The 23,758-nt window shown below is 38.9% G+C and carries 16 protein-coding genes and 1 tRNA gene; 10 read left to right on the forward strand and 7 right to left on the reverse strand.

What is annotated here, in order from left to right; all coding sequences use genetic code 11:
- Positions 1–265: 265 nt before the first annotated feature.
- The 3 genes from G466_RS0104145 to G466_RS0104155 all read right to left on the reverse strand — a co-directional run bounded on the left by G466_RS0104145 (position 266) and on the right by G466_RS0104155 (position 3,202).
- Positions 266–1,894, reverse strand: coding sequence for a beta-N-acetylhexosaminidase (locus G466_RS0104145; protein ID WP_026812516.1), 1,629 nt, complete (start codon positions 1,892–1,894; stop codon positions 266–268).
- A 207-nt stretch (positions 1,895–2,101) separates the two neighbouring features.
- A complete protein-coding gene (locus G466_RS0104150; protein WP_026812517.1) occupies positions 2,102–2,911 on the reverse strand; it encodes an amidohydrolase family protein in 810 nt (269 codons plus the stop codon).
- Positions 2,912–3,130: 219 nt separating this feature from the next.
- Positions 3,131–3,202, reverse strand: a tRNA-Gln gene (locus G466_RS0104155).
- A gap of 287 nt (positions 3,203–3,489) precedes the next feature.
- On the opposite strand from G466_RS0104155, the gene G466_RS0104160 reads away from it, so the two are divergent.
- On the forward strand, positions 3,490–6,822 hold the full coding sequence (locus tag G466_RS0104160; RefSeq protein WP_026812518.1) for a DUF2723 domain-containing protein: 3,333 nt from the start codon (positions 3,490–3,492) through the stop codon (positions 6,820–6,822).
- A 70-nt stretch (positions 6,823–6,892) separates the two neighbouring features.
- Here the strand turns inward: G466_RS0104160 and G466_RS0104165 are convergent, their stop codons facing one another.
- From G466_RS0104165 to G466_RS0104175, 3 genes are all read right to left on the reverse strand, one after another.
- Positions 6,893–7,189, reverse strand: coding sequence for a thioredoxin family protein (locus G466_RS0104165; RefSeq protein WP_026812519.1), 297 nt, complete (start codon positions 7,187–7,189; stop codon positions 6,893–6,895).
- 91 nt (positions 7,190–7,280) lie between these two features.
- Positions 7,281–8,510 carry a metallophosphoesterase gene (locus G466_RS0104170; protein ID WP_026812520.1) on the reverse strand — a complete coding sequence of 410 codons (1,230 nt, stop codon included), beginning with the start codon at positions 8,508–8,510 and terminating at the stop codon, positions 7,281–7,283.
- Between the two features lie 54 nt (positions 8,511–8,564).
- On the reverse strand, positions 8,565–9,290 hold the full coding sequence (locus tag G466_RS0104175; protein ID WP_026812521.1) for a copper homeostasis protein CutC: 726 nt from the start codon (positions 9,288–9,290) through the stop codon (positions 8,565–8,567).
- 42 nt (positions 9,291–9,332) lie between these two features.
- Between G466_RS0104175 and G466_RS0104180 the strand changes: the two genes are divergently transcribed.
- From G466_RS0104180 to tsf, 6 genes are all read left to right on the forward strand, one after another.
- On the forward strand, positions 9,333–10,328 hold the full coding sequence (locus G466_RS0104180; RefSeq protein WP_026812522.1) for an isoaspartyl peptidase/L-asparaginase family protein: 996 nt from the start codon (positions 9,333–9,335) through the stop codon (positions 10,326–10,328).
- A gap of 42 nt (positions 10,329–10,370) precedes the next feature.
- A complete protein-coding gene (gene polA, locus G466_RS0104185; RefSeq protein WP_026812523.1) occupies positions 10,371–13,217 on the forward strand; it encodes a DNA polymerase I in 2,847 nt (948 codons plus the stop codon).
- Between the two features lie 1,025 nt (positions 13,218–14,242).
- Positions 14,243–14,698, forward strand: coding sequence for a 50S ribosomal protein L13 (rplM, locus tag G466_RS0104190; protein WP_026812524.1), 456 nt, complete (start codon positions 14,243–14,245; stop codon positions 14,696–14,698).
- A complete protein-coding gene (gene rpsI / locus G466_RS0104195) occupies positions 14,698–15,084 on the forward strand; it encodes a 30S ribosomal protein S9 (protein WP_026812525.1) in 387 nt (128 codons plus the stop codon). Before rplM ends, rpsI begins: the two co-directional genes overlap by 1 nt.
- Positions 15,085–15,318: 234 nt before the next feature.
- Positions 15,319–16,371: a 30S ribosomal protein S2 gene (gene rpsB, locus G466_RS0104200; protein ID WP_026812526.1), complete on the forward strand. Its 1,053-nt coding sequence runs from the start codon at positions 15,319–15,321 to the stop codon at positions 16,369–16,371.
- A 94-nt stretch (positions 16,372–16,465) separates the two neighbouring features.
- Positions 16,466–17,290 (forward strand): translation elongation factor Ts, encoded by an 825-nt coding sequence (gene tsf, locus G466_RS0104205; protein ID WP_026812527.1) that lies wholly within the window; start codon positions 16,466–16,468, stop codon positions 17,288–17,290.
- Positions 17,291–17,626: 336 nt separating this feature from the next.
- Here the strand turns inward: tsf and G466_RS0104210 are convergent, their stop codons facing one another.
- The gene (locus tag G466_RS0104210) at positions 17,627–19,519 is read right to left on the reverse strand and encodes a M61 family metallopeptidase (RefSeq protein WP_051315519.1); all 1,893 of its coding nucleotides are present in this window, start codon (positions 19,517–19,519) and stop codon (positions 17,627–17,629) included.
- A gap of 210 nt (positions 19,520–19,729) precedes the next feature.
- Here G466_RS0104210 and pyrH point away from each other — a divergent pair, with 210 nt between their 5' ends.
- The 3 genes from pyrH to G466_RS0104225 all read left to right on the forward strand — a co-directional run bounded on the left by pyrH (position 19,730) and on the right by G466_RS0104225 (position 23,741).
- On the forward strand, positions 19,730–20,437 hold the full coding sequence (gene pyrH, locus G466_RS0104215) for a UMP kinase (RefSeq protein WP_026812529.1): 708 nt from the start codon (positions 19,730–19,732) through the stop codon (positions 20,435–20,437).
- 41 nt (positions 20,438–20,478) lie between these two features.
- The gene (gene frr, locus G466_RS0104220) at positions 20,479–21,033 is read left to right on the forward strand and encodes a ribosome recycling factor (protein WP_026812530.1); all 555 of its coding nucleotides are present in this window, start codon (positions 20,479–20,481) and stop codon (positions 21,031–21,033) included.
- A gap of 290 nt (positions 21,034–21,323) precedes the next feature.
- Positions 21,324–23,741 (forward strand): efflux RND transporter permease subunit, encoded by a 2,418-nt coding sequence (locus tag G466_RS0104225; RefSeq protein WP_026812531.1) that lies wholly within the window; start codon positions 21,324–21,326, stop codon positions 23,739–23,741.
- Positions 23,742–23,758: the final 17 nt, after the last annotated feature.

The following is a 23,758-nucleotide window of genomic DNA, read 5'->3' on the forward strand; positions in this document are numbered from 1 at the left end:
GAAATATTCTTTCAGCTCTGCAAATATACAATTTTTTTAGATTCCGCAACAACCTAAATCATTTATTCTAAAAAAGATACCTGAATTCCAACTCGTGTTCAGCCCAAAATCTGCCTTAGTAGATATCCAAATTTTACGCATCTGAAAAAGTGAAAACTTTAATTTCCAAAATGCAGCGACAACTTAGTGTATAACGAAAACCACATCCACAATTTTTGAAAGAATTAAGACTTATTGGACACCTATTCATTTAACGCTATTAACATCAATCCAAAATAGGACCATTGAAAGCCTCGGGCTGTTTAATTTTTCGCTGCTCTAAACTTAGTTGAGGAATTCTATAATTAATACCCTCATTCTCATAACGCTTATATTGCTTAATCAGCCTTTCTTGAAACAACTCCCAATCTAAATTATCCTCATATGTCCAGGCTTTTTCAGCTACTGCGGAAAGCCTCGGATACGTCATATACTCTAATCTGGATTTATCTGAAATAAATTCAGTCCAAATCCCTGCTTCCACACCAAGAACCTGGGAAGCCATAGCATCGGTAAAAGTTTCCGGGATTGGATTCCAGTGATAAATTGCCTCCATAGAATTGGCTCCATTATGCAAGCCTTCCCAAATTGCTCCTGCTTCTTTTAAATTACTTGTATAATCCAAATAAAGATAATCTACCGGAGAAAGGATAATATCATAACCACTTTCCGCTGCATCATAAAGAATGTCTGGGTATTCTCCTCGCCACCACTGCAGAATAGTATTTTTATTAACTCCCAAGCTAGATGCCTCGTCCCATGCTATGGGCTTAAGTCCGGATTCTAACAAAAAATCGGCCATATTGCGATCAAACCAACCCTCAAACTCACGCTGATCTTTAAGCCCCAACTCCTTCATTTTTGCAAGCATATCTGGCCTGGACTCCCAATTATGATGCCTCACCTCATCACTCCCAAAATGCACATAGGAGGTATTAAAAAGAGATGCCACCCGGTGCATCACAGCCTGAATCATTGCAACCGCATCTTCATTGGCAATATTTAAGGTATTATTCCCTCCACTAAAGGCAGGGTAAGCTTTTTCTATAGCACCGGAATGCCCGGGAACATCTACTTCAGGAATTATAACGATCTGCCTTTCGTTGGCATAGGCGGTAATCTCTTTAGCTTCTTCCTCCGTAAGATACATTGGCGGACCATCTGGATTGGTCCTATCGCCACGCGAACCAATTTCGTGCAGCTTCGGATATTCTTTAATTTCTATTCTCCAGCCAGTATCATCTGTGAGGTGAAGATGCAAACGATTCATTTTGTGGGCTGCCATTTGATCTATCAGCTGCTTTATCACTTTAGGACCAAAAAAATGGCGAGATATATCCAACATAGCTCCTCTCCATTTAAACCTAGGCTCATCTACTATGGAAACTTGATCGATTTCCAATATGGACAATTCAGATTTCCCCTCCAAAACAGGAGCCATTTGCAAAAGCGTTTGAAACGCATAAAAATAACCCGCTTCCGATGAGGCATTTATTGTTATTGCCGCATCATCAACCTCCAACTCATAAGCTTCTGGAGCTAAGACATCTGACTGCACCAACACTAACTTATTTATCTCTCCCGCAACACCACCAACTTGAGGAGAAAATCCATATTGTTTCTGCAACTCCCTCACGAAATAATCCGCCACTCTATGTTGCTCCTCAGAATGGAACACTAATTGCGTACTTGCACTTAAACCAAAACTACCTTCATAAACCTTTATTTCTTTTGGTTGAGGAATAATTGACAAGACCACTTCGGTTTTTACCCTTCTCTCTTTTAGAGCACAAGAAACAAACCCCACTAATAACAACCCGTGCACTATAACAATGGCAACAATTTTGTTTTTCATTAAATTATGCAAATTATGTGATGGGGAGATTTCAGCGACTTCAACTTAATATTTTTTTACAATAAAAGTAATAAATCATTTTATTATACAAGAGCAACTTACCTTTAAATGAAACACGCCCATTATTTCCCCAACACTGAATTTCCACTCATGCATTTTGGATATATGCACTCCCATCATCACCAATTCAAATGAAACATCTAAGATTTAAAGACCATCTACATTTATTTTAAAGAGTTCCGCTGCATTTTTCCAAAAAATCAACTCCTTCTTATCGTCTGCCAGCTCCAATTGATCCATAAACTTCAAATACGATTTCATATTGCATAATGGCCAGTCAGTACCGTATAACAGGTACTTAGGGTCACCAGCATAGGTTATCATTTCTTCGATTTCTTTTTTCATATACCGCTCAAACTTTTCCGAAAAATCCCCTAATACGAGTCCAGAAATATCCGCATACACATTATCATTCTTATACACCACCTCCATACAATCCTTTATCCATGGATTACCAACATGGCAGATTACTATTTTAAGCTCCGGATAGTCTACCGCCAAATCGTCTAAATGCAAAGGATGGGAATACTTCACCTTACCCGTAGGAGAATAGGTATCCCCAGAATGAAACATAACTGGCACATCAAACTCAATCGCCATTTCGTACCATACCTTAAGCCTAGTGTCATTAGGGTAAAACGGTTCGTAACCAGGATAAAATTTCAAGCCTTTGATATGCCCTTGCTCCAAGTATTTGCCAATTTCACAGATATCCCTATGGTTATAATGCAAGTAACTTATTCCAGAAATAACCCCAAGGCTCTTATATCCCTTAATGGCTTCTACCACCTGTTTGGTACTGGGCCTATGTTCATTAACCTTATAAGAAGTCAGCACCAAGGAATAATCCACGTTATTGGCTTTCATATTCTCCTTTAAAAGATCAAGACTAGCCTCTAAGGAAGTTACCCTATCTTCATGGTAGTTATTAATATGGGTATGGACATCTATAATCATACTTAGTTACTGCTTTTAGAATTGGAATCTAGATTTTAATAATAACAAAGGCCACTGTAGCAGCCATATTTTGAATAAAAGTAGGCGATTTGATTTAATTTCCAAGAATGCCCTTGGATTTTTAAAACACCACAACTGGTCATGATCCAATCTGACTCTAACAAAACTTTCCGAAAAATAAAAACCCCCTGACTTCAATGAAATCAGGGGGTTTACTTGTTGGCCTACTAGGACTCGAACCTAGAACGACTGGACCAAAACCAGCTGTGTTGCCAATTACACCATAGGCCAGTGCCTTAATTGAGCGTGCAAATTTAGAACAAAGTTTTACATCCACAAATAATTTTGCGTCAATTTCGCAAAAAAGTTTAAAATTCTTATTTTTCATAGAAAATCACCCGGAACAATTACACCTAAACTCCCATTTAAACGCCCTAAGCCCTTCCACTCCATTTAACGCGTACATCCAATGCATATGCCAGTAGTATAGCACTATATACTTGTTAAAGGTTTTAGAATTTATACCCATATATCTTATTTAATTCTTAAATTCGCCCTTTTCTCAAACAGCAAACCAAATGTTTTCAACAAACTTTAAAAAATGGGATACCATCACAGGATGGTTTGTTTTTTTTATAGCCCTTACAGTTTACACACTTACCTTAGAACCCACTGCTAGCTATTGGGATGCAGGAGAGTATATATCCACCTCGGCAAAATTACAGGTAGGGCATCCACCGGGAGCTCCACTCTACCAAATTATTGGAGCTTTTTTTGCTATGTTCGCTTTGGAAGCAGAGCAAGTAGCAAGAATGGTAAATATGATGTCGGCCGTATCCAGTGCCTTCACTATTCTCCTTATGTTTTGGACTATTACCAACCTCACCAAAAAGCTTATCGCCAAGAAGGAAGAACTCACCAATAGTAAAGCCATTGCCATATTAGGAAGTGGACTGGTAGGTTCCTTGGCCTTTACCTTTTCAGACAGTTTTTGGTTTAATGCTGTAGAGACGGAAGTATACGCTATGGCCAGTTTAATTATGGCTCTACTTCTTTGGCTGGGCCTTAAATGGGTAGATGACCTACACCACCCTAGAGGAAATAAATGGATTGTTTTGATCTCTTTTGTAGTGGGACTAACTTTCGGGATACAGTTTATGGGATTTTTAGCCATTCCATCCATTGCACTCCTTTACTATTTTAAAACATACAAGACTACCACCATAAAAAACTTTCTTTTAGCCAATATTGTAGCTGTTGTTATATTATTGCTGGTCTACAAGTTCTCACTCACCTATGTATTACAACTTTTTGGATGGAGCGAGGTATTTTTTATCAACACCATTGGCCTACCATTTAATTCGGGAACCATAATTATGGGCCTTATATTCATAGCTATCTTCTACTTTGGCTTACGATACACTAGAAAGAACCAGTACACTATCGCAAATACAGTAGTGCTTTGCTTAATGTTTTTATTTCTAGGTTTCTCTTCATGGCTAATGCTACCTATAAGAGCCAATGCCCACGTAGTAATCAATGAAAACGACCCCTCCGATGCTAGATCACTTTTAGCATATTACAACAGGGAACAATACCCAGGTGTAGATAGCCCAATTTATGGTGCCTACTACTCCAATGGTTTTGCTTCCCCAGGTGAGGAGATAGACGAAAAACCCAAATACGAGAAAGACCTTGCCACGGGAAAGTATATTATTGTAAATAATTACAAGAACGCACTACAGGGTCCTAACCCCGATCACGTTGGATTCTTACCCCGTTTGTGGAGCGATCAAAATGCTGAAAATTATATGAAGTATTTTGACCCGTTAGATTTTAGAATTAAATCCAGCTACTTAGGAAACAGCGAATTAAAGGAAGCTGTAGATCAATTTAGAGAGGGATATGCAAGGGGTGAAATAGATACTGCGCAGTACATACGTTTTTTAAGAGAGTTTAGCGAATACATAGAGGTATTGCCCCCTACATTGATGCAAAACCTCAGTTATATGTTCCAGTTCCAGTTCAATTATATGTACTGGCGTTACTTTATGTGGAACTTTACCGGAAAACAAGACGACATTCAAGGACGTTATGACAATCACGGTAACTGGCTTAGCGGAATAAACTTTGTAGACAGTGTTAGACTAGGAGATCAAAATAATCTACCGAGCGACATAAAAAACAACAAGGGAAGGAACACCTACTTCTTTCTACCCCTGCTTTTAGGAATAATTGGTCTGGTATTTCAGATCAGTAAAAATCCAAAGCAGTTTTGGGCACTGTTCGTGTTCTTTATGTTTACTGGCCTTGCTATTCAATTCTACACCAACCCAGGCATCTTTCAACCAAGAGAGCGTGACTATTCCCTAGTGGGGTCGTTCTATATATTTGGGATATGGATAGGATTAGGGGTCTATGGCCTTTTTGATGAATTTAGAAAATTATTGAGCCCAAAAATATTGGCGCCCGCGGTCACTTTAATATGCTTATTGGCGGTACCCACCGTCATGGCAGTCCAAAACTGGGATGATCATGACAGATCTAACCGATATACCGCTAGAACTACCGCCATGGCTTACTTATCCTCTACACAGGAAGATGCCGGTGCAATTCTGTTTACTATTGGGGATAATGACACCTTCCCACTGTGGTACGTACAGGAAATAGAAGGTTTCCGAACAGATGTGCGCGTGGTAAATACTAGCCTTTTTGCAACGGATTGGTATATAGACCAAATGAAAATGAAAGCTTATGAGAGCGAACCCATTCCGTCCCAGCTCACACATGAGAAGTATAGATTTGGAACTAGAGATGCCATCTACTACCACGGCTTATCAGAAAACAGATGGAACATTAAGGACTTTATGAATTATATTGCTAGCGATAGAGATGAAACGAAGTTCAAAAGCATTCTCCAGCGGCAAGGGGCCGACCTTAGTCAGTATTCCCAAAGCAATTTAGATGTGGTATTTTATCCTACTAACAAGATTAGGATTCCAGTGAACAAGAAAAACGTGCTAGAAAGCGGTCTTGTAAAGGCGAAGGATTCTGCCCTTATAGTTGATTATATAGATATAGACCTTCCAAAAAGTGCCCTGCCAAAAAACAGGATACTAATGTTAGATATTATCGCTAACAACGATTGGAAGCGCCCTATATATTTCTCCGGCGGAAGTTTTGATCCCGCCGAGTACATCTGGATGAAGGATTACTTACAGCTTGATGGATTAGTGTATAAATTGGTGCCTATAAAAACCCAGAATAGAAATAGCTACGAAATGGGAAGAATAGATTCTGACCTAATGTACGATATTGTAAAGAAATGGGAATGGGGCAATTCGGGCAGCTCAGCTATTTATCACGATGTCCAAACCCGCACCCAATCCTTGTCTTTCCGTGGTAATTTAGCTCGATTAACAGAGACCTTAATACAGGAAAATAAAATAGATAAAGCCAAGGATATTATTACTATCGCCATGGAAAATATGCCGGTGGAGTACTTTGGATATTATGCTTTTGTAGAACCTTTTGTGGACGGCTATTATAAAGTAGGCGAAACCGAAAAAGCCCGAGAACTTTACAATAAACTAAAAACGATTTATCAAGAGCGGTTAGATTATTATGCCGGACTACCATTTGAGCAGCAACGTTTGTTTTTAGACGAGATTATTCCTGACCTAGAGGGCTACAGTAGAAATATAGATATACTAATCACTAACAGGGACAAGGATATAGCGGAAAAGGAGACTACCATCTTCAATGAATACATTGCCAAATTTGAACGTTTTTACAGGGACGATTCTGTAGAAGACCTACTTCCACCCACCGATGGTGCAGAAGATATAGACTCTACTTCTATGGATGTAATTCCTGAACAGGAACTAGATAGCATTCCTGTTTTTGAATAAAAAACAAAATAACAGCACAAAAAAAAACCGGGAACTGAGTTCTCGGTTTTTTTTATACGTTAGATAGCCATCAGATATATTCGTTTAGGATCCCAATTAGCGTATTAGCATCCTGCTCACCACTCTGTCGCCATACCATTTCTCCTTTTTTATAGATCATCAAAGTTGGCAGCCCCTTCACCCTAAGAGCTTGAGACAGCTCCCTATTCTTGTCTACATCTATTTTTATCACCTTGCCTTTATTGCCCAGTGCTGCAGCTACATCCCTCAATATCGGTTGCATTGAGGCAGATTGCTCATTCCATTCGGCGTAAAACTCCAGCAAGACCGGTCCGCTAACATCAATTAATTCTCCAAACTTAGACATATAGTATTCATTGAGTTCTGATTCAAAAATAAGAAAATTTGTCAAATTACCACCAGTACCGCTATAATTGTATCAATACAGGCAGGCATTTTTAAGATATCGACTTCTTTTTCAAGGTAATCACAGTAATTTCGGGCCAAATACCAACTCTCCCTGGGTATCCTAAAAATCCAAATCCACGATTTACATTGATCATTTGCCCTAATTCCTCATAGACTCCAGCCCAATATTTATATCGCCATTTTGCAGGACTCCACTTCACCCATCCTGGAATTTCTATTCCAAATTGCATCCCATGGGTATGCCCACTTAAAGTAAGATGGTAATGATAGGGATGCTTCAAAACTTCATCCTCCCAATGCGAGGGATCATGGCTCATTAAAATTTTAAAATCCTTCTCTTTAATTTTAGCCGTAGCTTTTGTAAGGTCACCCGCTTTCTTAAAACCGCCCCTACCCCAATTCTCAACCCCTACTAGGGCAATCTTATCCTCTCCCTTAGTTAAGTATCTACTTTCATTTAATAAAAGATTAAACCCTATTTCTCGCTGCAACTCTTTAAGCTCTTCCAGGTTATTACTTTTTAATTCCTCGGAATCCCATTCTACATAATCCCCATAATCATGGTTCCCCAAAACAGAATACTTCCCGTCTTTTGCATGCAGCGTAGCTAAAAGATCTTTCCAAGGCAGCATTTCTTCTGACTTGTTGTTTACCATATCTCCAGTAAATAATAGCAGATCACTGTTTTGCTTATTAATAAGATCTATACCATATTCTATTTTCTTCCTATTATCAAAACTTCCACAATGTATATCGGAAATCTGCGTAATCTGATAGCCGTCGAAACTATCGGGCAAATCCTCAAATTCCAGTTGATATTTGAGTACTTTAAAATTATATTTACCTTTATACATCCCATAGAGAAGGGAAGAAAAAGGCAGTGCAGCAATCCCTAGCGCTATCATACTTAAAAAACGTCTTCGCTCCGGAAAATTAAAAACTTTTGGAGTCCCGTTTATTTTCAAATAAAGTCCGGAAAGGAATCGAAAAATATCTTCCGAAAATAGAAATAGGATGGTAATAGCCTTAAAAGAAAGCATGGCCAACAAAAAGCCAAAGGCATAACTTTTAGGAACATTTAAAACCCTCCCTGAGTTATCACCAACTGTAAATTGATAAATAAAATTCCCCAGCACCAAAAGCGACAGGGCCATATAGCCATAATAGACCAACGGAAACCTGGTGACTGTTCTAAGTGCCTGAAGGGTATAAATTCCGAGTGTGATATATAAAATAACAAATACAATCCATCTAAGCATAGGGTGATTTTTACTCAAAGATATTGGTTTCCAACCACTAGACCTTTTATTTACCTATTCTTTAACTACGCGCACTACATTTTGCAACACCTCAAAATTACTCACTCCCACCTCGTCATCTCTTAAAAAGCTAGGGGTACTCATTTGAATTTCTGGTGTGTGCCCCAAAGTTTTATGAAACCGGATGCCAGATAAATGCACTGCACCAAATCCTTTTTCCTTAAATTGATGCACATTGGTATCCGCTATTCCTCCGCCTGGCATAATAACAATGTTCTCCGTATTATTATGAAACTCCAACAATTGATTCATACCTTCAACGGATGATTTCTGCTGCCCACTACTAAGGATAGCATCTACCCCCAGCAACTCTAACTGCTTTAAAGTGGCCATAGGGTTTTTCACCCAATCAATCGCCCTGTGAAAGGTAAAGTAGAGCGGTTTAGAAATCTCTACTAGCTCTTTGGTCCGCTCAACATCCAAAGAAAAATCAGACATCAACGCTCCGGATACGATACCATTGAACCCTAATTCCTTACATATTTCAATATCGTGCTTCATTATTTCAAATTCCCTGTCCGTATAGGTAAAATCACCACTTCTGGGTCTAATCAGTACATTTACTGGGATTGTTATATACTTCTTTATCACTTTTAATAGGCCATAAGAAGGAGTTACCCCTCCCACCCCAAGCTCCGAACACAATTCAATACGGTCTGCGCCAGCTTTTTGGGCGTTTAAAGCAGATTCTAAGGAATTGGCGCATACTTCTACAATCATATTTATTATATTTAGGACCTTAAAAATAAGCAACAGAATCCAATGAAAAGAAGAAACTTCCTCAAAAATTCCACCCTTACCACAGCGGGTATGATTTCCGTTCCCTTTCTAGCCTCTTGCCAGGACAATCCACAACAAAAAATTGCGGATAACAATAGTTCCAAAACGATTAGGCCTATTGCCATTTGCACATGGAATTTTATGAATGCCACTGCAAAGGCATGGGAGGTTCTTGAAAAAGGCGGATCTTCATTGGATGCTGTGGAACAAGGAGTAATGGTAGAGGAGGCCGACCTTAATAATGAAACCGTAGGAAATGGCGGCAGACCAGATAGAGATGGCCGCGTTACCCTAGACGCTTGCATCATGGACAAAGACGCCAATTGCGGTGCAGTACTATGCATGGAAAACATAGCGCATCCTATAAGTGTAGCTAGAAAAGTGATGGAAGAAACACCTCACGTAATGTTGGCAGGAAAAGGAGCAGAACAATTTGCGTACGAACAAGGTTTTCCAAAAACCAATCTGCTTACGGAAAAAGCAAAAAAAGAATGGATGGCGTGGAAGAAAGACTCCCAATACGAAACCATTATAAATATAGAAAACCACGACACTATTGGAATGCTTGCCATTGACAAGGATGGCGATATTGCTGGCGCCTGTACCACTAGTGGAATGGCTTACAAAATGGCAGGTCGCGTAGGAGACTCCCCCATTATTGGCGCCGGTCTTTTTGTAGACAATGAAGTAGGTGGCGCTACTGCTACCGGAGTTGGGGAAGAGGTGGTTAGAACCGTGGGAAGCTTTTTAATCGTAGAATTAATGCGTCAAGGAAAATCGCCACAAGAGGCTTGCGAGGAAGGTGTAAAACGTATAATGGAAAAGAATAAGGATCGTAAGGATTTTCAGATCGGCTTTATTGCGATCAATAAAAAAGGGGAAACCGGTGGATATTGCATCCATCCAGGATTTAGTTATCGCACCTACTCCGAAGATGGGCATATCAACAACCCCGCAGATTCCTTTTTAAAGGACTAATCATTAATCATTTTAATTATACTTCGGAAACAAACCAATAAAATGGCAGAACAAAAAAGACTTTTTCTATTAGATGCTTACGCACTAATTTTTAGGGGATACTATGCCCTGATCAAAAACCCACGAATAAACTCTAAGGGAATGGACACCTCTGCAATCATGGGGTTCATGAATTCTCTACTAGACGTTATAAGAAGGGAAAAACCAGATCACCTTGCAGTGTGTTTTGACAAAGGCGGAAGCGTAGAGCGTTCAGAGCTATTCCCAGAATACAAAGCCAATAGGGACGCAACCCCCGATGCTATAAAAATTGCCGTTCCCTATATTCAGGAAATCCTAAAAGCCATGCATATCCCTGTGGTAGAATTAGAAGGATGGGAGGCCGATGATATTATAGGCACCTTGGCAAAACAAGCCGAAAAGGAAGACTATAAAGTGTATATGGTTACTCCAGATAAAGATTTTGGACAGTTGGTCTCCGAAAACATATTTATGTATCGGCCCGCCCGGATGGGGAATGGAATAGAAATATGGGGCATCCCGGAGATACAAAAAAGATTTGGCGTAGAACACCCAGAGCAGGTCATTGATTACCTGGGAATGATGGGCGATGCCAGTGACAATATCCCCGGACTCCCGGGGGTAGGCGACAAAACCGCGAAAAAGTTTATTGCAGAATTTGGATCCATCGAAAACCTTTTGGCCAATACTGATAAGCTTAAAGGAAAAATGAAGGAAAGAATCATAGAGAATGCCGAATTAGGGCTACTTTCTAAAAAGCTGGCCACCATTCATGTTGATTGCGACGTTACTTTTAACGCTGCCGATTACGAACTTACTATGCCCGATGGGGATAAGGTTCAGGAACTGTTTGAAGAACTAGAATTTAGAAGACTTAAGGACCAATTTATAAAACTATTCTCCACCGAACCAGCCGAAGAAAATGCAACCCAGAAAAGCGAGAATAAAGACAGTACTACAAAAAACGAGACAGCTGTAGCGGGTAGTGGTCAATTCTCTTTATTTGGAGGGGGAGGCGATACTACAGGGGGCACTATTGAAGAATTCTCTAGTAGAACAACCTTAGATAAAACACCCCATGTTTACCAAAGCGTAAACCCTGGCATGGCCATGAAGCTCTTTCTGCAAAATTTAATGAAACAGACCTCGGTTTGTTTTGATACGGAGACTACTGGCTTAAATCCGCTTACCGCAGAATTGGTTGGAATTGCCTTTAGCTGGGAAGCTGGTAAGGGCTTTTACATCCCGTTCCCAGAAGATAGATCCGAAGCACAGGAATTAATTGAACAATTAAAACCTTTTTTTGAAGCGGAACAGATCGAAAAAATTGGCCAGAATCTTAAATATGATATCAAAGTACTGCACAAATACGGAATCATTATAAAAGGAAAATGTTTTGACACTATGTTGGCCCACTATCTGATAAATCCAGATATGCGGCACAATATGGATGTCTTGGCAGAAACCTATTTAAACTACACCCCTGTCTCCATTACCGAGCTTATCGGAAAAAAGGGGAAAAACCAACTATCCATGAGAGAGGTGCCGGTGGAGAAACAGACCGAATACGCTGTGGAGGATGCCGATATCACCTTTCAATTAGCACAACATTTTAGACCAGAGCTAAAAGACGCGAAAACAGAGGAGCTTTTTAACGATATTGAAATCCCGCTCCTAAAGGTGTTGGCCGATATGGAATTGGAAGGCATTAAACTTGACAAAGTTTTTTTAAATTCCCTAGCCAAGGATCTAGATAATGATATAAAGCAATTAGAGACTAAGATATTCAAGGAAGCTGGGGAGGAGTTCAATATTGCCTCCCCAAAGCAGTTAGGAGAGATCTTGTTCGACAAGCTCAAGCTAGTTGCAAAACCCAAAAAGACGAAAACGGGCCAGTATTCCACCGCAGAAGAAGTCCTTTCTTATTTAGCAGAGGATCACGAAATTATCCAAAGCGTACTGGATTATAGGGGCCTTAGCAAGCTTAAAAGCACCTATATAGACGCACTTCCCCTACAAATTGAAGAGAGTACTGGTAGGGTGCATACAGATTATATGCAGACGGTAGCGGCAACAGGTCGATTAAGCAGCAACAACCCCAACCTGCAAAATATTCCCATCCGTACGGAACGGGGTAGACAGGTGCGCAAGGCATTTATCCCGAGGAATGAAGAGTATATTTTATTGGCGGCAGATTATTCCCAGATAGAATTGCGCATTATTGCAGCGCTTAGTCAAGAGACTACCATGATAGAAGCCTTTAAAAACGGAGAAGATATTCACGCCTCTACTGCTTCCAAAGTTTTTAACATTCCAATAGAGGATGTAACTAGAGAACAAAGAAGCAATGCCAAAACCGTGAATTTCGGAATCATATACGGTGTATCTGCATTTGGACTTAGCAATCAGACCGATCTTTCCCGTTCCGAAGCAAAAGACCTTATAGATACCTATTATAAGACTTACCCTAAACTGCGAAATTATATCAGTGAGCAGATAAATTTTGCCCGTGAAAATGGATATGTTCAAACGGTACTTGGAAGGCGCAGATACTTAAAAGACATCAATGGCAGTAATGCTGTAGTGCGAGGAGCCGCAGAAAGAAATGCAGTAAACGCCCCCATACAGGGAAGCGCTGCAGATATCATTAAAATAGCCATGATCAATATTCACAAAAAACTGGTGGAGGAAAATTATAAAAGTAAAATGCTCCTCCAAGTACATGATGAATTGGTGTTTGATGTCTACAAACCTGAATTGAATGCCATAAAATTGATGATCAAAACTGAAATGGAAAATGCCCATAAATTATCCGTTCCCCTAGTCGTTGAGCTTGGGGTAGGAAAAGATTGGTTAGAGGCACATTAGTATTTGGAAAGAAATTACCCATATATAAAACAGAGCAATAAAGTGTAGCAAGGATATAAATAAGGATTGATGCAGAGCCCCTCAAGATATTAATTCCTTGATGGGCTCTCTTTAAGCGAGGCTAGCCTAATTTAATTGGATAATTACTAACGTCAAATAATAGATAATTTTAAATAACTTTTTTTTCAGCTTAATGTTCTTTATCGATATAAGAGGCCTTTGTGTTATTGCTCCTAATATGAAACCGGAAACTACAATTAAAGCTTATTACGTTTAACCACAATTTCACTAGGAGTTTGCGCTAAGGATTCGCAGATCCGATTCAAAAACTGCCAACACAATACCACACCCTCAACATCATCATCACAGCTTAGTTTAATATTGGCGCAACAGTAAACCCTTGTCCTTATAATTTTGTCAGTTGGAGAACGAGCATTATTACAATTCCCTCTTTATCTGCAATTACCGCTACATTATTTATTAGCAATTTGGATAACTAAAATCGCATTCTTCTTAAAGGCAAACTGAGAATCCTACATGCATTAGCAAATAAGATAGCATGAAAAGTATATACTTTTCTCATCATGCCCCGTAATGGGAATTTGCGCAGCAACTCCATTTTTAATAAAAGTAGAAACTTCTAGGTTATTTTAAGTCGCTTTAGGGAAGTTTGGTATACCCTATTTATGGAGTCTAAAGAGCAAGTAAATAAATAAGAGGAGAGAATAAGTACACCTACTTATGTAACAATGTTTCTGTTGCGACCATTAATCATATTAATTTACATCGTTAAATAATTTTTATACCATATATATTAAGGACAAAATTTTTGTATTAAATTGCCTTCTCCGTTCAGATAGAAGCCATTCAATAATAAAAAAGAATCCGCTTCGCATAGTTTAAAAAAAGAAAAATAAGAAAATCTGCAAAATAATAATAAGCAAGCATTTGTAATTCAAGTTAATAATTGTACATTTGCAGCCCGTTAAACGGGATTTTAGTGTTTAATAAATAAATATATTAGTGTGGATACATTAAGCTACAAGACGATTTCGGCCAATAAGGCAACCGTTGACAAAGAATGGTTACTAGTTGATGCTGAAGGAGAAACATTGGGCCGTCTTGCTTCTAAGGTAGCGATGTTACTTAGAGGGAAGTACAAGCCTAGTTTTACGCCACATGTTGATTGCGGGGATAATGTTGTTATTATCAATGCCGAAAAAATCAACTTGTCTGGCAAGAAGTGGGATTCAAAAACCTACATTCGCTACACCGGCTACCCAGGAGGTCAAAGGTTTACATCAGCTAAAGAGATGTTGTCTAAAGACCCAGCGCGTATTATCGAGAAATCCGTAAAAGGGATGTTACCTAAAAACAAATTAGGTGCTACGCTTTTCAGAAATCTGAAGGTATATGCTGGAGCAGACCACAATCAGGAAGCGCAAAAACCAAAAGCAATTAACTTAAACGACCTAAGGTAATGGAAATAATTCATAAAATCGGTAGAAGGAAAACGGCGGTTGCTAGAGTATATCTTTCTCAGGGAAGTGGTAACATCACTATCAATGACAAAGAACTGAGCACCTACTTTCCTACTGCAACATTACAGTACAAAGTAAATCAGCCATTTACTTTAACCAACAACGTAGACAGCTTTGATGTAAACGTAAACGTATTTGGTGGTGGAACAACAGGACAGGCAGAAGCAATTCGTTTGGCCTTATCCAGAGCATTGTGTGAATTGGATGAAGAGCACAGATCTGCACTTAAACCAGAAGGTCTTTTAACTAGAGATCCAAGAATGGTTGAGCGTAAGAAATACGGTCAGAAGAAAGCTCGTAAGAAATTCCAGTTCTCTAAACGTTAAGATTACATTATCAAAGTCGATACTGGCAACAGTTCGGAATTATTACAAATTGTTCATTGGAAGCCTTCTTAAAGAGGGCAATTAAAAAATACCGATCCAATTTAATTGGAAGCTTGGTCCAGGCAGCCCCTGATCCAAGTAACGGGAAATTAGTTTAGCATCTAAATATTAAAGGCTCCCATTGGGTACCACTTTAATATTGCTAATTCAAAGGAACGTAAACTAAGAAAATAAATGGCAAATAAAATTGAAGTAAAAGACCTTTTAGAGGCAGGTGTACATTTTGGACACCTTACCAGAAAATGGAATCCTAACATGGCGCCCTACATCTACATGGAGCGTAATGGAATTCACGTTATCAACCTTTACAAAACTGTTGCAAAATTAGAAGAGACCAATGATGCTCTTAGAAAGATTGCAGCTTCCGGTAGAAAAGTACTTTTTGTAGCTACCAAAAAACAAGCTAAAGATATAGTTGCTGAAAAAGCAACAAATGTTAATATGCCCTACATCACTGAAAGATGGCCAGGTGGTATGTTGACCAACTTCGTTACTATCCGTAAAGCAGTCAAGAAAATGGCTACGATTGATAGAATGAAGAAGGACGGTACTTTTAACACTCTTTCCAAAAAAGAGCGTTTACAAGTAGATCGTTTACGTGCTAAATTAGAAAAGAACTTAGGTTCTATTTCTGAAATGACACGTCTACCTGCAGCAATCTTTGTTGTAGATACTATGCGTGAGCACATTGCAGTGAAAGAAGCTATAAAGCTGAACATTCCAATTTTTGCAATGGTAGATACTAATTCAGATCCAAGAGAGATCGATTATATCGTTCCATCCAATGATGATGCCTCTAAATCTATTGACATCATTATGCAATCTGTTACTTCCGCAATTGCCGAAGGTTTAGCAGAACGTAAATCTGAAAAGCAATCTGAAAAAGAAGGCAAAGAAGATGCTAAGCCAAAAGCAAAAAAAGCAACTAAAGCAAAAGAAACTACTGAAGCTCCTAAGGAGGCTGTAGAAAAATCTGCTGACGACCTTACCAAAGTAGAAGGTATCGGTCCTAAAATAGCTGAGATATTCCAAGAGGCTGGTATTAATACTTTTGCGGATCTAGCTGCTAAATCTGAGGAAGACCTAACGGCTATCCTTACAGAAGCAGGACCAGCATTTGCTTCCAAAAACCCTGGGTCATGGTCTAAGCAAGCTAAAATGGCTGCCGATGGTAAATGGGATGAGCTTAAGGAATGGCAAGACAGCGTTAAAGGAGGAATAGAATAGTCCCCCTTTAATTTAAAACCGAAAATAAATTTAACCCTACCCTAAACAGGATCTAATTTAGATCCCGTTTAGGGAGATTTAATACAAAAATAAAATGGCAAAAATTACCGCCGCAGAGGTAAATAAGTTACGAAAAGCAACAGGTGCAGGCATGATGGATTGCAAAAATGCATTGGTTGAAGCTGAAGGAGATTTTGACAAAGCAATTGAAGTTCTTCGTAAAAAAGGACAGAAAGTAGCTGCAAAAAGAGCCGACAGGGATTCTTCCGAAGGTGCTGCTATTGCAAAAGTGAATGCAGACAATACTTCAGGGGTTATTATTTCCTTGAACTGTGAGACTGATTTTGTTGCCAAGAACGATACTTTCGTAAACCTTGCTAACGAATTAGCAGACCTAGCATTGAACTTTGATTCTAAAGAAGCTTTCTTAAATGCCGATTTCAACGGTGTTACGGTACAGGATAAACTTACCGAGCAAACAGGGGTAATAGGTGAGAAAATAGAAATAGGCGGATTTAGCAGACTTTCTGCTCCTTTTGTTGGTTCTTATATCCATGCAGGTAACAAAATAGCCACTTTAGTTGGCCTTTCAGCTGCTGTTGACGGTGCTGATGTTGTTGCTAAAGACGTTGCTATGCAAGCTGCTGCCATGAATCCAGTAGCCCTTAACGAAGATGGTGTTGACCAATCTATTATTGACAAAGAAGTTGAAATAGCTAAAGATCAATTGCGCCAAGAAGGAAAGCCAGAAGCTATGTTAGACAATATCGCTCAAGGTAAAATAAAGCGTTTCTTTAAAGACAATACCCTAGTAAATCAAGATTTTATTAAAGACAGCAAACAAAGTGTTGCAGAGTACGTAAAATCTATTGATTCTAATTTAGAGGTTACTGGTTTTGAAAGAGTTGCCTTAGGGTAATTTCAAACAACCAATATTATACGACCCGCTTTTTTTAAAAGCGGGTTTTTTTGTGCCCATACTTTCAGATTCCTGATACGACAATTTCTAAGTTACACAATCTAAAGACCGTAAACATGTAGTAAAAACACAGTCAACTCGTAGGACACTTCCAAGGAACAGATACAGCCCACATAGCAGTAAACCCTCCCCTACACGACCAAGAAGTATAAAAGCAGCAGACGGACCCTAATTGTCTTAGCTTTCACCATATACAAAGAACCAATACCTTAACTTACAGAAACAAAAAAAAGCGCTAAGTTTATCAGCGCCTTTTAGATAAATAATCAAAAATCGCTACCCCTTTAGCCAGGAAATCCTAAGCTCTTGCTGCTCATTGGCAACTCCTTCTATAGGCACCAGCTTTTTAACTTCCAAAGTTGGCCTACCCACCTTTCCCTTTATTTCAATTACCTCACCATCCCTTACCACCACCAATTTAATATCTTTCTCCGGCGTCCATCCAAAACTTTCACCAATAATGGGCCTAATGGTTTCTAAAGTGATCTTTGTACCGTCAATATTCTTTAAAATATCACCTCCTTGAATTCCAAGATCTTTGAAGAATGAACTCAGTGTAATTCCTTGTCTTACAAACACCTCATTGAGATTTTTAGGATCTACATCTATAAACGGGATTTCCCCATCAAAGAAATACCCAGTTGCCACACTTTCAGAGATCACATGCAAACCTACTTTACTCCATAACTCGCCATAATCCACCGGAGTATCCCCTACCACATGATCATCAAAAAATACTTGGATTTCAGGATAGCTCATCCCAACTATTTCACCTATTAGCTCCTCATCCTTAAAAGGAATATTCTCACCATATTTCTTAGAGAGTTCTTTCATCAGCAAAAGCACTCCCTTTTCACCATTACTCAATTCTCTAAGTCTAATATCCAGTGCCATATTTACCAAGGCCCCTTTTTCGTAAATATTCACGAAATTACTCTTATAAGGTTCAGTTAACACGTTTTTGCTAAGTTCTGTCAATGACATTTCATCGTCATATGCACTGGAATTAGCCACTTTATCCATTAAACGCCCATAAAATTCTTCCTCGGATATTAGCCCCTGCTGAATTTGAAAAAGATTAGCAAAATACTCCGTAGTCCCCTCATACATCCACAAATGTTTGGACATTTTTGGATCGTTAAAATTAAAATTCCTTATTTCCTCCGAATGTACGCTCAAAGGAGTAACTATATGAAAAAATTCATGGGAGACTATATCAATAAGCGACTCCTCTAAACGATCTTTAGGCATTCCCTCCGGTAACACCACTACCGTGGAAGTATGATGCTCCAAGGCGCCATATCCACTGGCGTCCGTATCTTCCATAGTGGACAGGTATAATAAAATAGCGTAATGCTTAGTACTATTAATATCACCCAGAAATTTTTTTTGACCTGCCATCATTTTCTCCATACTTCCTCTAAGGCCGGCAGCAGTATATACTCCATTCGGAGAATACACGCTAAGAGTTACCTTAATGTCATTAACCATAAAAGTTTCCGTATTGGGTTTTCCATATAATATGGGATTGTCAACTACTTCAAAATAGCGACGTGCCACAAAGGTATCTACTCCTGGTTTTTCAGCGTTTACATCCTCCTTAACCAAGGTAGTTACCGGCACCAGTCCATTTGGGGCGGTAATGTGTAAGTGATAGGGCACCTCTTCCAGATCATTAAAATACCCTATAAATCCATGCAGGTTCAACATAAAATTTTCTCCTTCTAAAATATTAGTCCCAGCAGGTGAGAATATCTTATCCTCAACCTCTGATTCCGTATCATAGGTATCATTCACCCAATAAGACACCCTATCTAATTCCTTGGCATTGGCAATATGCCAACTATTATCATCTAGCCGCTCAATCTTCAGCTCCTTACCCTTATAATCCAACGCCTTAAACTGTTCAATATACTTACCGTAATTATCCACACTATAGGTGCCAGGGACTATTTTTGGTATATAGAAAGTAACATTATCAGAAGAAAATGGCCCCGGATCTACCGTTACCATAACTTTATCATCCACTATATTCACCAAATCCATATCAACAACTACAGGGGCAACATCTGAGGGTTGAGCTATTTTTGTGGTACCACAACTGTAAATTAATACTGCTACCAATCCCAATAACCAGCATTTCCTTAAATTCTTTAGATTTCGATACATATTACAAATTATTACAGATAATTAAATTTAGCACTACACCTAGCCCAAGGGCCAAGAAAAAAAAATGATATTCCATTTAAAAACCAAGATTAAAAAAATAAATTGAGCTACAACTATTCATTGTGAAATAATTAGGAGGCACGAATCATAGTTTCCAGTCTGCTTCATAAATATTTTTGATTATTTTTGCTTTGAATTAATTAAAGCAAGATGCAATACAAGAGAATACTATTAAAACTCAGTGGGGAAGCCTTAATGGGAGAGAATAAATACGGCATTGACCCAAAACGCCTATCTGAATATGCCGAAGAGATTAAAGAAGTGGTAGAGAAGGGCACTGAGGTTGCAATTGTAATTGGGGGCGGCAATATTTTTAGAGGCCTTGCAGGTGCAAGTCAGGGAATGGATCGAGTGCAGGCAGACCATATGGGTATGTTGGCTACGGTAATAAATGGACTAGCTCTACAAAGCGCCTTAGAATTAAAAGGTGTACAAACAAGACTGCAATCTGCCATACAGATCAATGAGGTAGCAGAGCCTTTTATTAGAAGACGCGCTATGCGCCATTTAGAAAAAGGCAGAGTAGTAATATTTGGAGGTGGTACCGGGAATCCATATTTCACTACCGATTCCGCAGCTGTTTTACGAGCAATAGAAATAGAGGCCAATGTAATCCTTAAGGGAACTCGCGTTGATGGTATATATACCTCCGATCCAGAAAAGGACAAAACAGCCACCAAGTTTGACTCCATAACCTTTAAAGATGTTCTTACAAAGGGATTAAAAGTAATGGATACAACTGCCTTTACGCTTAGTCAAGAGAACGAATTACCTATTGTGGTTTTTGATATGAACAAAAAAGGAAACCTAGTTAAATTGGTTTCAGGAGAAAACATAGGAACTGTGGTAAACCTATAGTTCTAAAAAATATTGAATTACATTTAACTAACATTTAGCATATGAACGAGGATATTAAATTTATACTGGACACCGCCAAAGAGGGAATGGATAGCGCTATGGATCACTTAGAACGAATGTTCATAAAGATCAGGGCCGGAAGAGCTAGCCCCATAATGCTTTCTAGTGTGATGGTAGAATACTATGGCTCCCCTACCCCTTTATCACAGGTCGCCAATGTAAGCACTCCCGATGCTAGGACTATATCTGTTCAACCTTGGGAGAAAAATATGCTCCACGAGATTGAAAAGGCCATTATGAACGCTAACTTGGGATTCAATCCCATGAATAACGGAGATTTTGTAATCATTAATGTCCCTCCCCTGACCGAAGAGCGCAGGAAGGATTTGGTAAAACAAGCTAAGGCTGAAGCCGAGGAAGCCAAAATAGGTGTCCGTAATGCTAGACAAGAAGCAAACAAAGAAATCAGAAATTTGGACGTTTCAGAAGACCTATTAAAAACTGCCGAAAACGACGTTCAGACCCTTACCGACAAATACATCAAGAAAATTGATGCCGTATTGGAGGTCAAAGAAGCAGAAGTAATGAAGGTATAATCGCTGTAAACAATAAATTGAAAGAGCGACTTTAAAGGTCGCTCTTTTTATTTTACAGAGTAAACCTACCTTAATAAAGTACCCACCTACCCCGCACACTTCCCCATTACCCGTACTAACCTTCTTCTACTTGTTTTTTGACTCCCCATCCTAGGAACAAAAGCAATCATTCTCTACCTTTGCCCGCATATAATTTTAAATCTCCGCAAAGAACTATTTCTTCTTACCGGATTTTGATTTATAAAGAATTTTGCCCTATAGGGCTAAGTGATAAACGAAGTATCTACTAAATGGTTGCAAAGCTAACACAAGGTTTTTGGGCAAAAACCGCAAGAATTATTCTTAGAAACAGAATCCTTATCCTTTTGCTATTAGCTGCAGTAACCATTTTTATGGGACTGCAGTGGGATAAGATGCAATTTTCCAACTCGCAGGCCAATCTTTTGCCAGACCAACATCCGGTTAATTTAGAATATCTTGAATTTTTAAGGCAGTTTGGAGAAGAAGGCAATGTAATGGTCCTTGCCATTAAAGATAGCTCCCTCTTCACCCCAGAAAAGTTTAATAGATGGAATAAATTAAGCAAGCAAATAGAAGCCTTCCCAGAAATAGATTTTGTACTATCTACGGACAACTTACAAGAACTGGTAAAGGATACGGTTGAGCAAACATTTGTAATGCAGTCACTTGTTAAAGGTACTCCCGAAACCAAAGCGGAGATAGACAGTATTACCAACCACCTCTTTAATGAGCTGCCATTTTACGAGAATTTAATCTACAATAAAGAAACACGGACTATTCGCACCGTTGTATACATGGACAAGGACATTGTAAACACCTCGGTACGGAAAGATTTTATACTTGGAGATTTCACCACGTTGATCAATAATTTTGAGAAAGAAACAGGAATGGATGTAAGGGTATCTGGGATGCCATATATCCGGACAATGAACTCCCAAAATATAATAGATGAAATTGGAAAATTTATATTGGCAGCACTGGGAGTAACTTCCCTAATTTTCTTTTTCTTCTTTAGAAGTGTTAGGGCTACGGTTATCTCTATGCTTGTAGTGATCATAGGCGTAATGTGGGCCTTTGGCATTTTAGGCCTCTTACAATATGAGATAACAGTACTAACAGCCCTTATTCCACCCCTGATCATTGTAATAGGGATACCTAACTGTATTTTCTTGATCAACAAATACCAGCAGGAAGTTAAAAAGCATGGGAACCAGGCCCTCTCTCTACAACGGGTAATTTCTAAAATAGGAAATGCTACCTTAATGACCAATGTCACTACTGCTTCTGGCTTTGCTACCTTTATTATTACTGACAGTAAATTACTAAAGGAATTTGGTATTGTGGCTTCTATAAATATTCTGGGGATCTTTGTGCTCTCCCTTCTTATTATCCCGATTATTTACAGTTTTATGCCCCTTCCAAAAAACAAACACCTAAAACATCTAAACACCAAATGGATAGAGACCTTTGTTAATTGGATGGTAACCATTGTAAGGGAGCGAAGAATAGCAGTATATATCATATCCATTTTACTACTGGTCACCAGCATCATTGGCATTTATCAAATTGACATTTCGGGAAGCCCCATTGAGGATATGCCTAAAAAAGCGCAGTTCTTTAAAGATATCCGGTTTTTTGAGCAGGAATTTGACGGTATTATGCCCGTAGAAATTGTAGTTGATACTAAAAGACCGAGGGGAGTTTTACGACCTAACAACCTCAAGAAAATGGACGAGCTAGGGAATCATATTATTGAAATCCCTGAGTTATCCAAGCCTATTTCTGTGGTTGATCTCGTAAAATACTCCAAACAAGCTTTTTATAACGGGATTCCAAAATACTATCAACTACCCACCTCCCAAGAGAATACATTTATTATGGAGGTTGCCCGTAATTCTGCGAACAATGGAAACCTTCTTAACAGCTTTGTGGACAGCACTGGCCAAGTAGCAAGGATAACCACATATATGCAGGATGTAGATACAGAAAGAATGGAGGAGATTGAAGGTACACTTCAGAAACATATCGATAAAATTTTCCCATCAGACAGGTACAAAGTAAACATGACCGGGAGCGCCCTATTATTCCTTAAGGGCACCAAATATCTGGTGAAAAACCTGATACTATCACTTAGCTTAGCAATTGGACTTATCGCACTTTTTATGGCTTATCTGTTTCGTTCATTTAGAATGGTCGTTATCTCGCTAATACCCAATCTACTTCCGCTAATAGTTACCGCTGGGGTAATGGGTTTTGCGGGTGTTCCAATTAAACCGTCTACTATCTTGGTATTTAGTATAGCCTTCGGTATCTCTGTGGATGATACAATACATTTTTTAGCAAAATACCGTCAAGAACTGATCGCCAATCAATGGAAAATTAAAAAATCGGTTTATGCCGCACTAAGGGAAACTGGTGTAAGTATGTTCTACACCTCTATAGTTTTATTCTTTGGATTCTCTGTTTTTGTTATTTCCAGTTTTGGAGGAACGGTTGCCTTAGGATCTTTGGTTTCTGCCACCCTATTATTCGCCATGTTGGCCAACCTTATTCTTTTACCTTCCCTACTGCTTTCCCTAGAAAGAAGTATTGCCAATAAAGAGGTACTAAAAGAACCACAAATAGACATACTCCCCATAGAGGATTTAAATGCAACCCAAGAAGAAGAAAAAGAAGATTTAAAATAAAATTTATGGTCCCCTAG

The sequence above is a fragment of the Arenibacter certesii DSM 19833 genome (genome assembly GCF_000429545.1).
GTDB classification, from domain to species: Bacteria; Bacteroidota; Bacteroidia; order Flavobacteriales; family Flavobacteriaceae; genus Arenibacter; species Arenibacter certesii.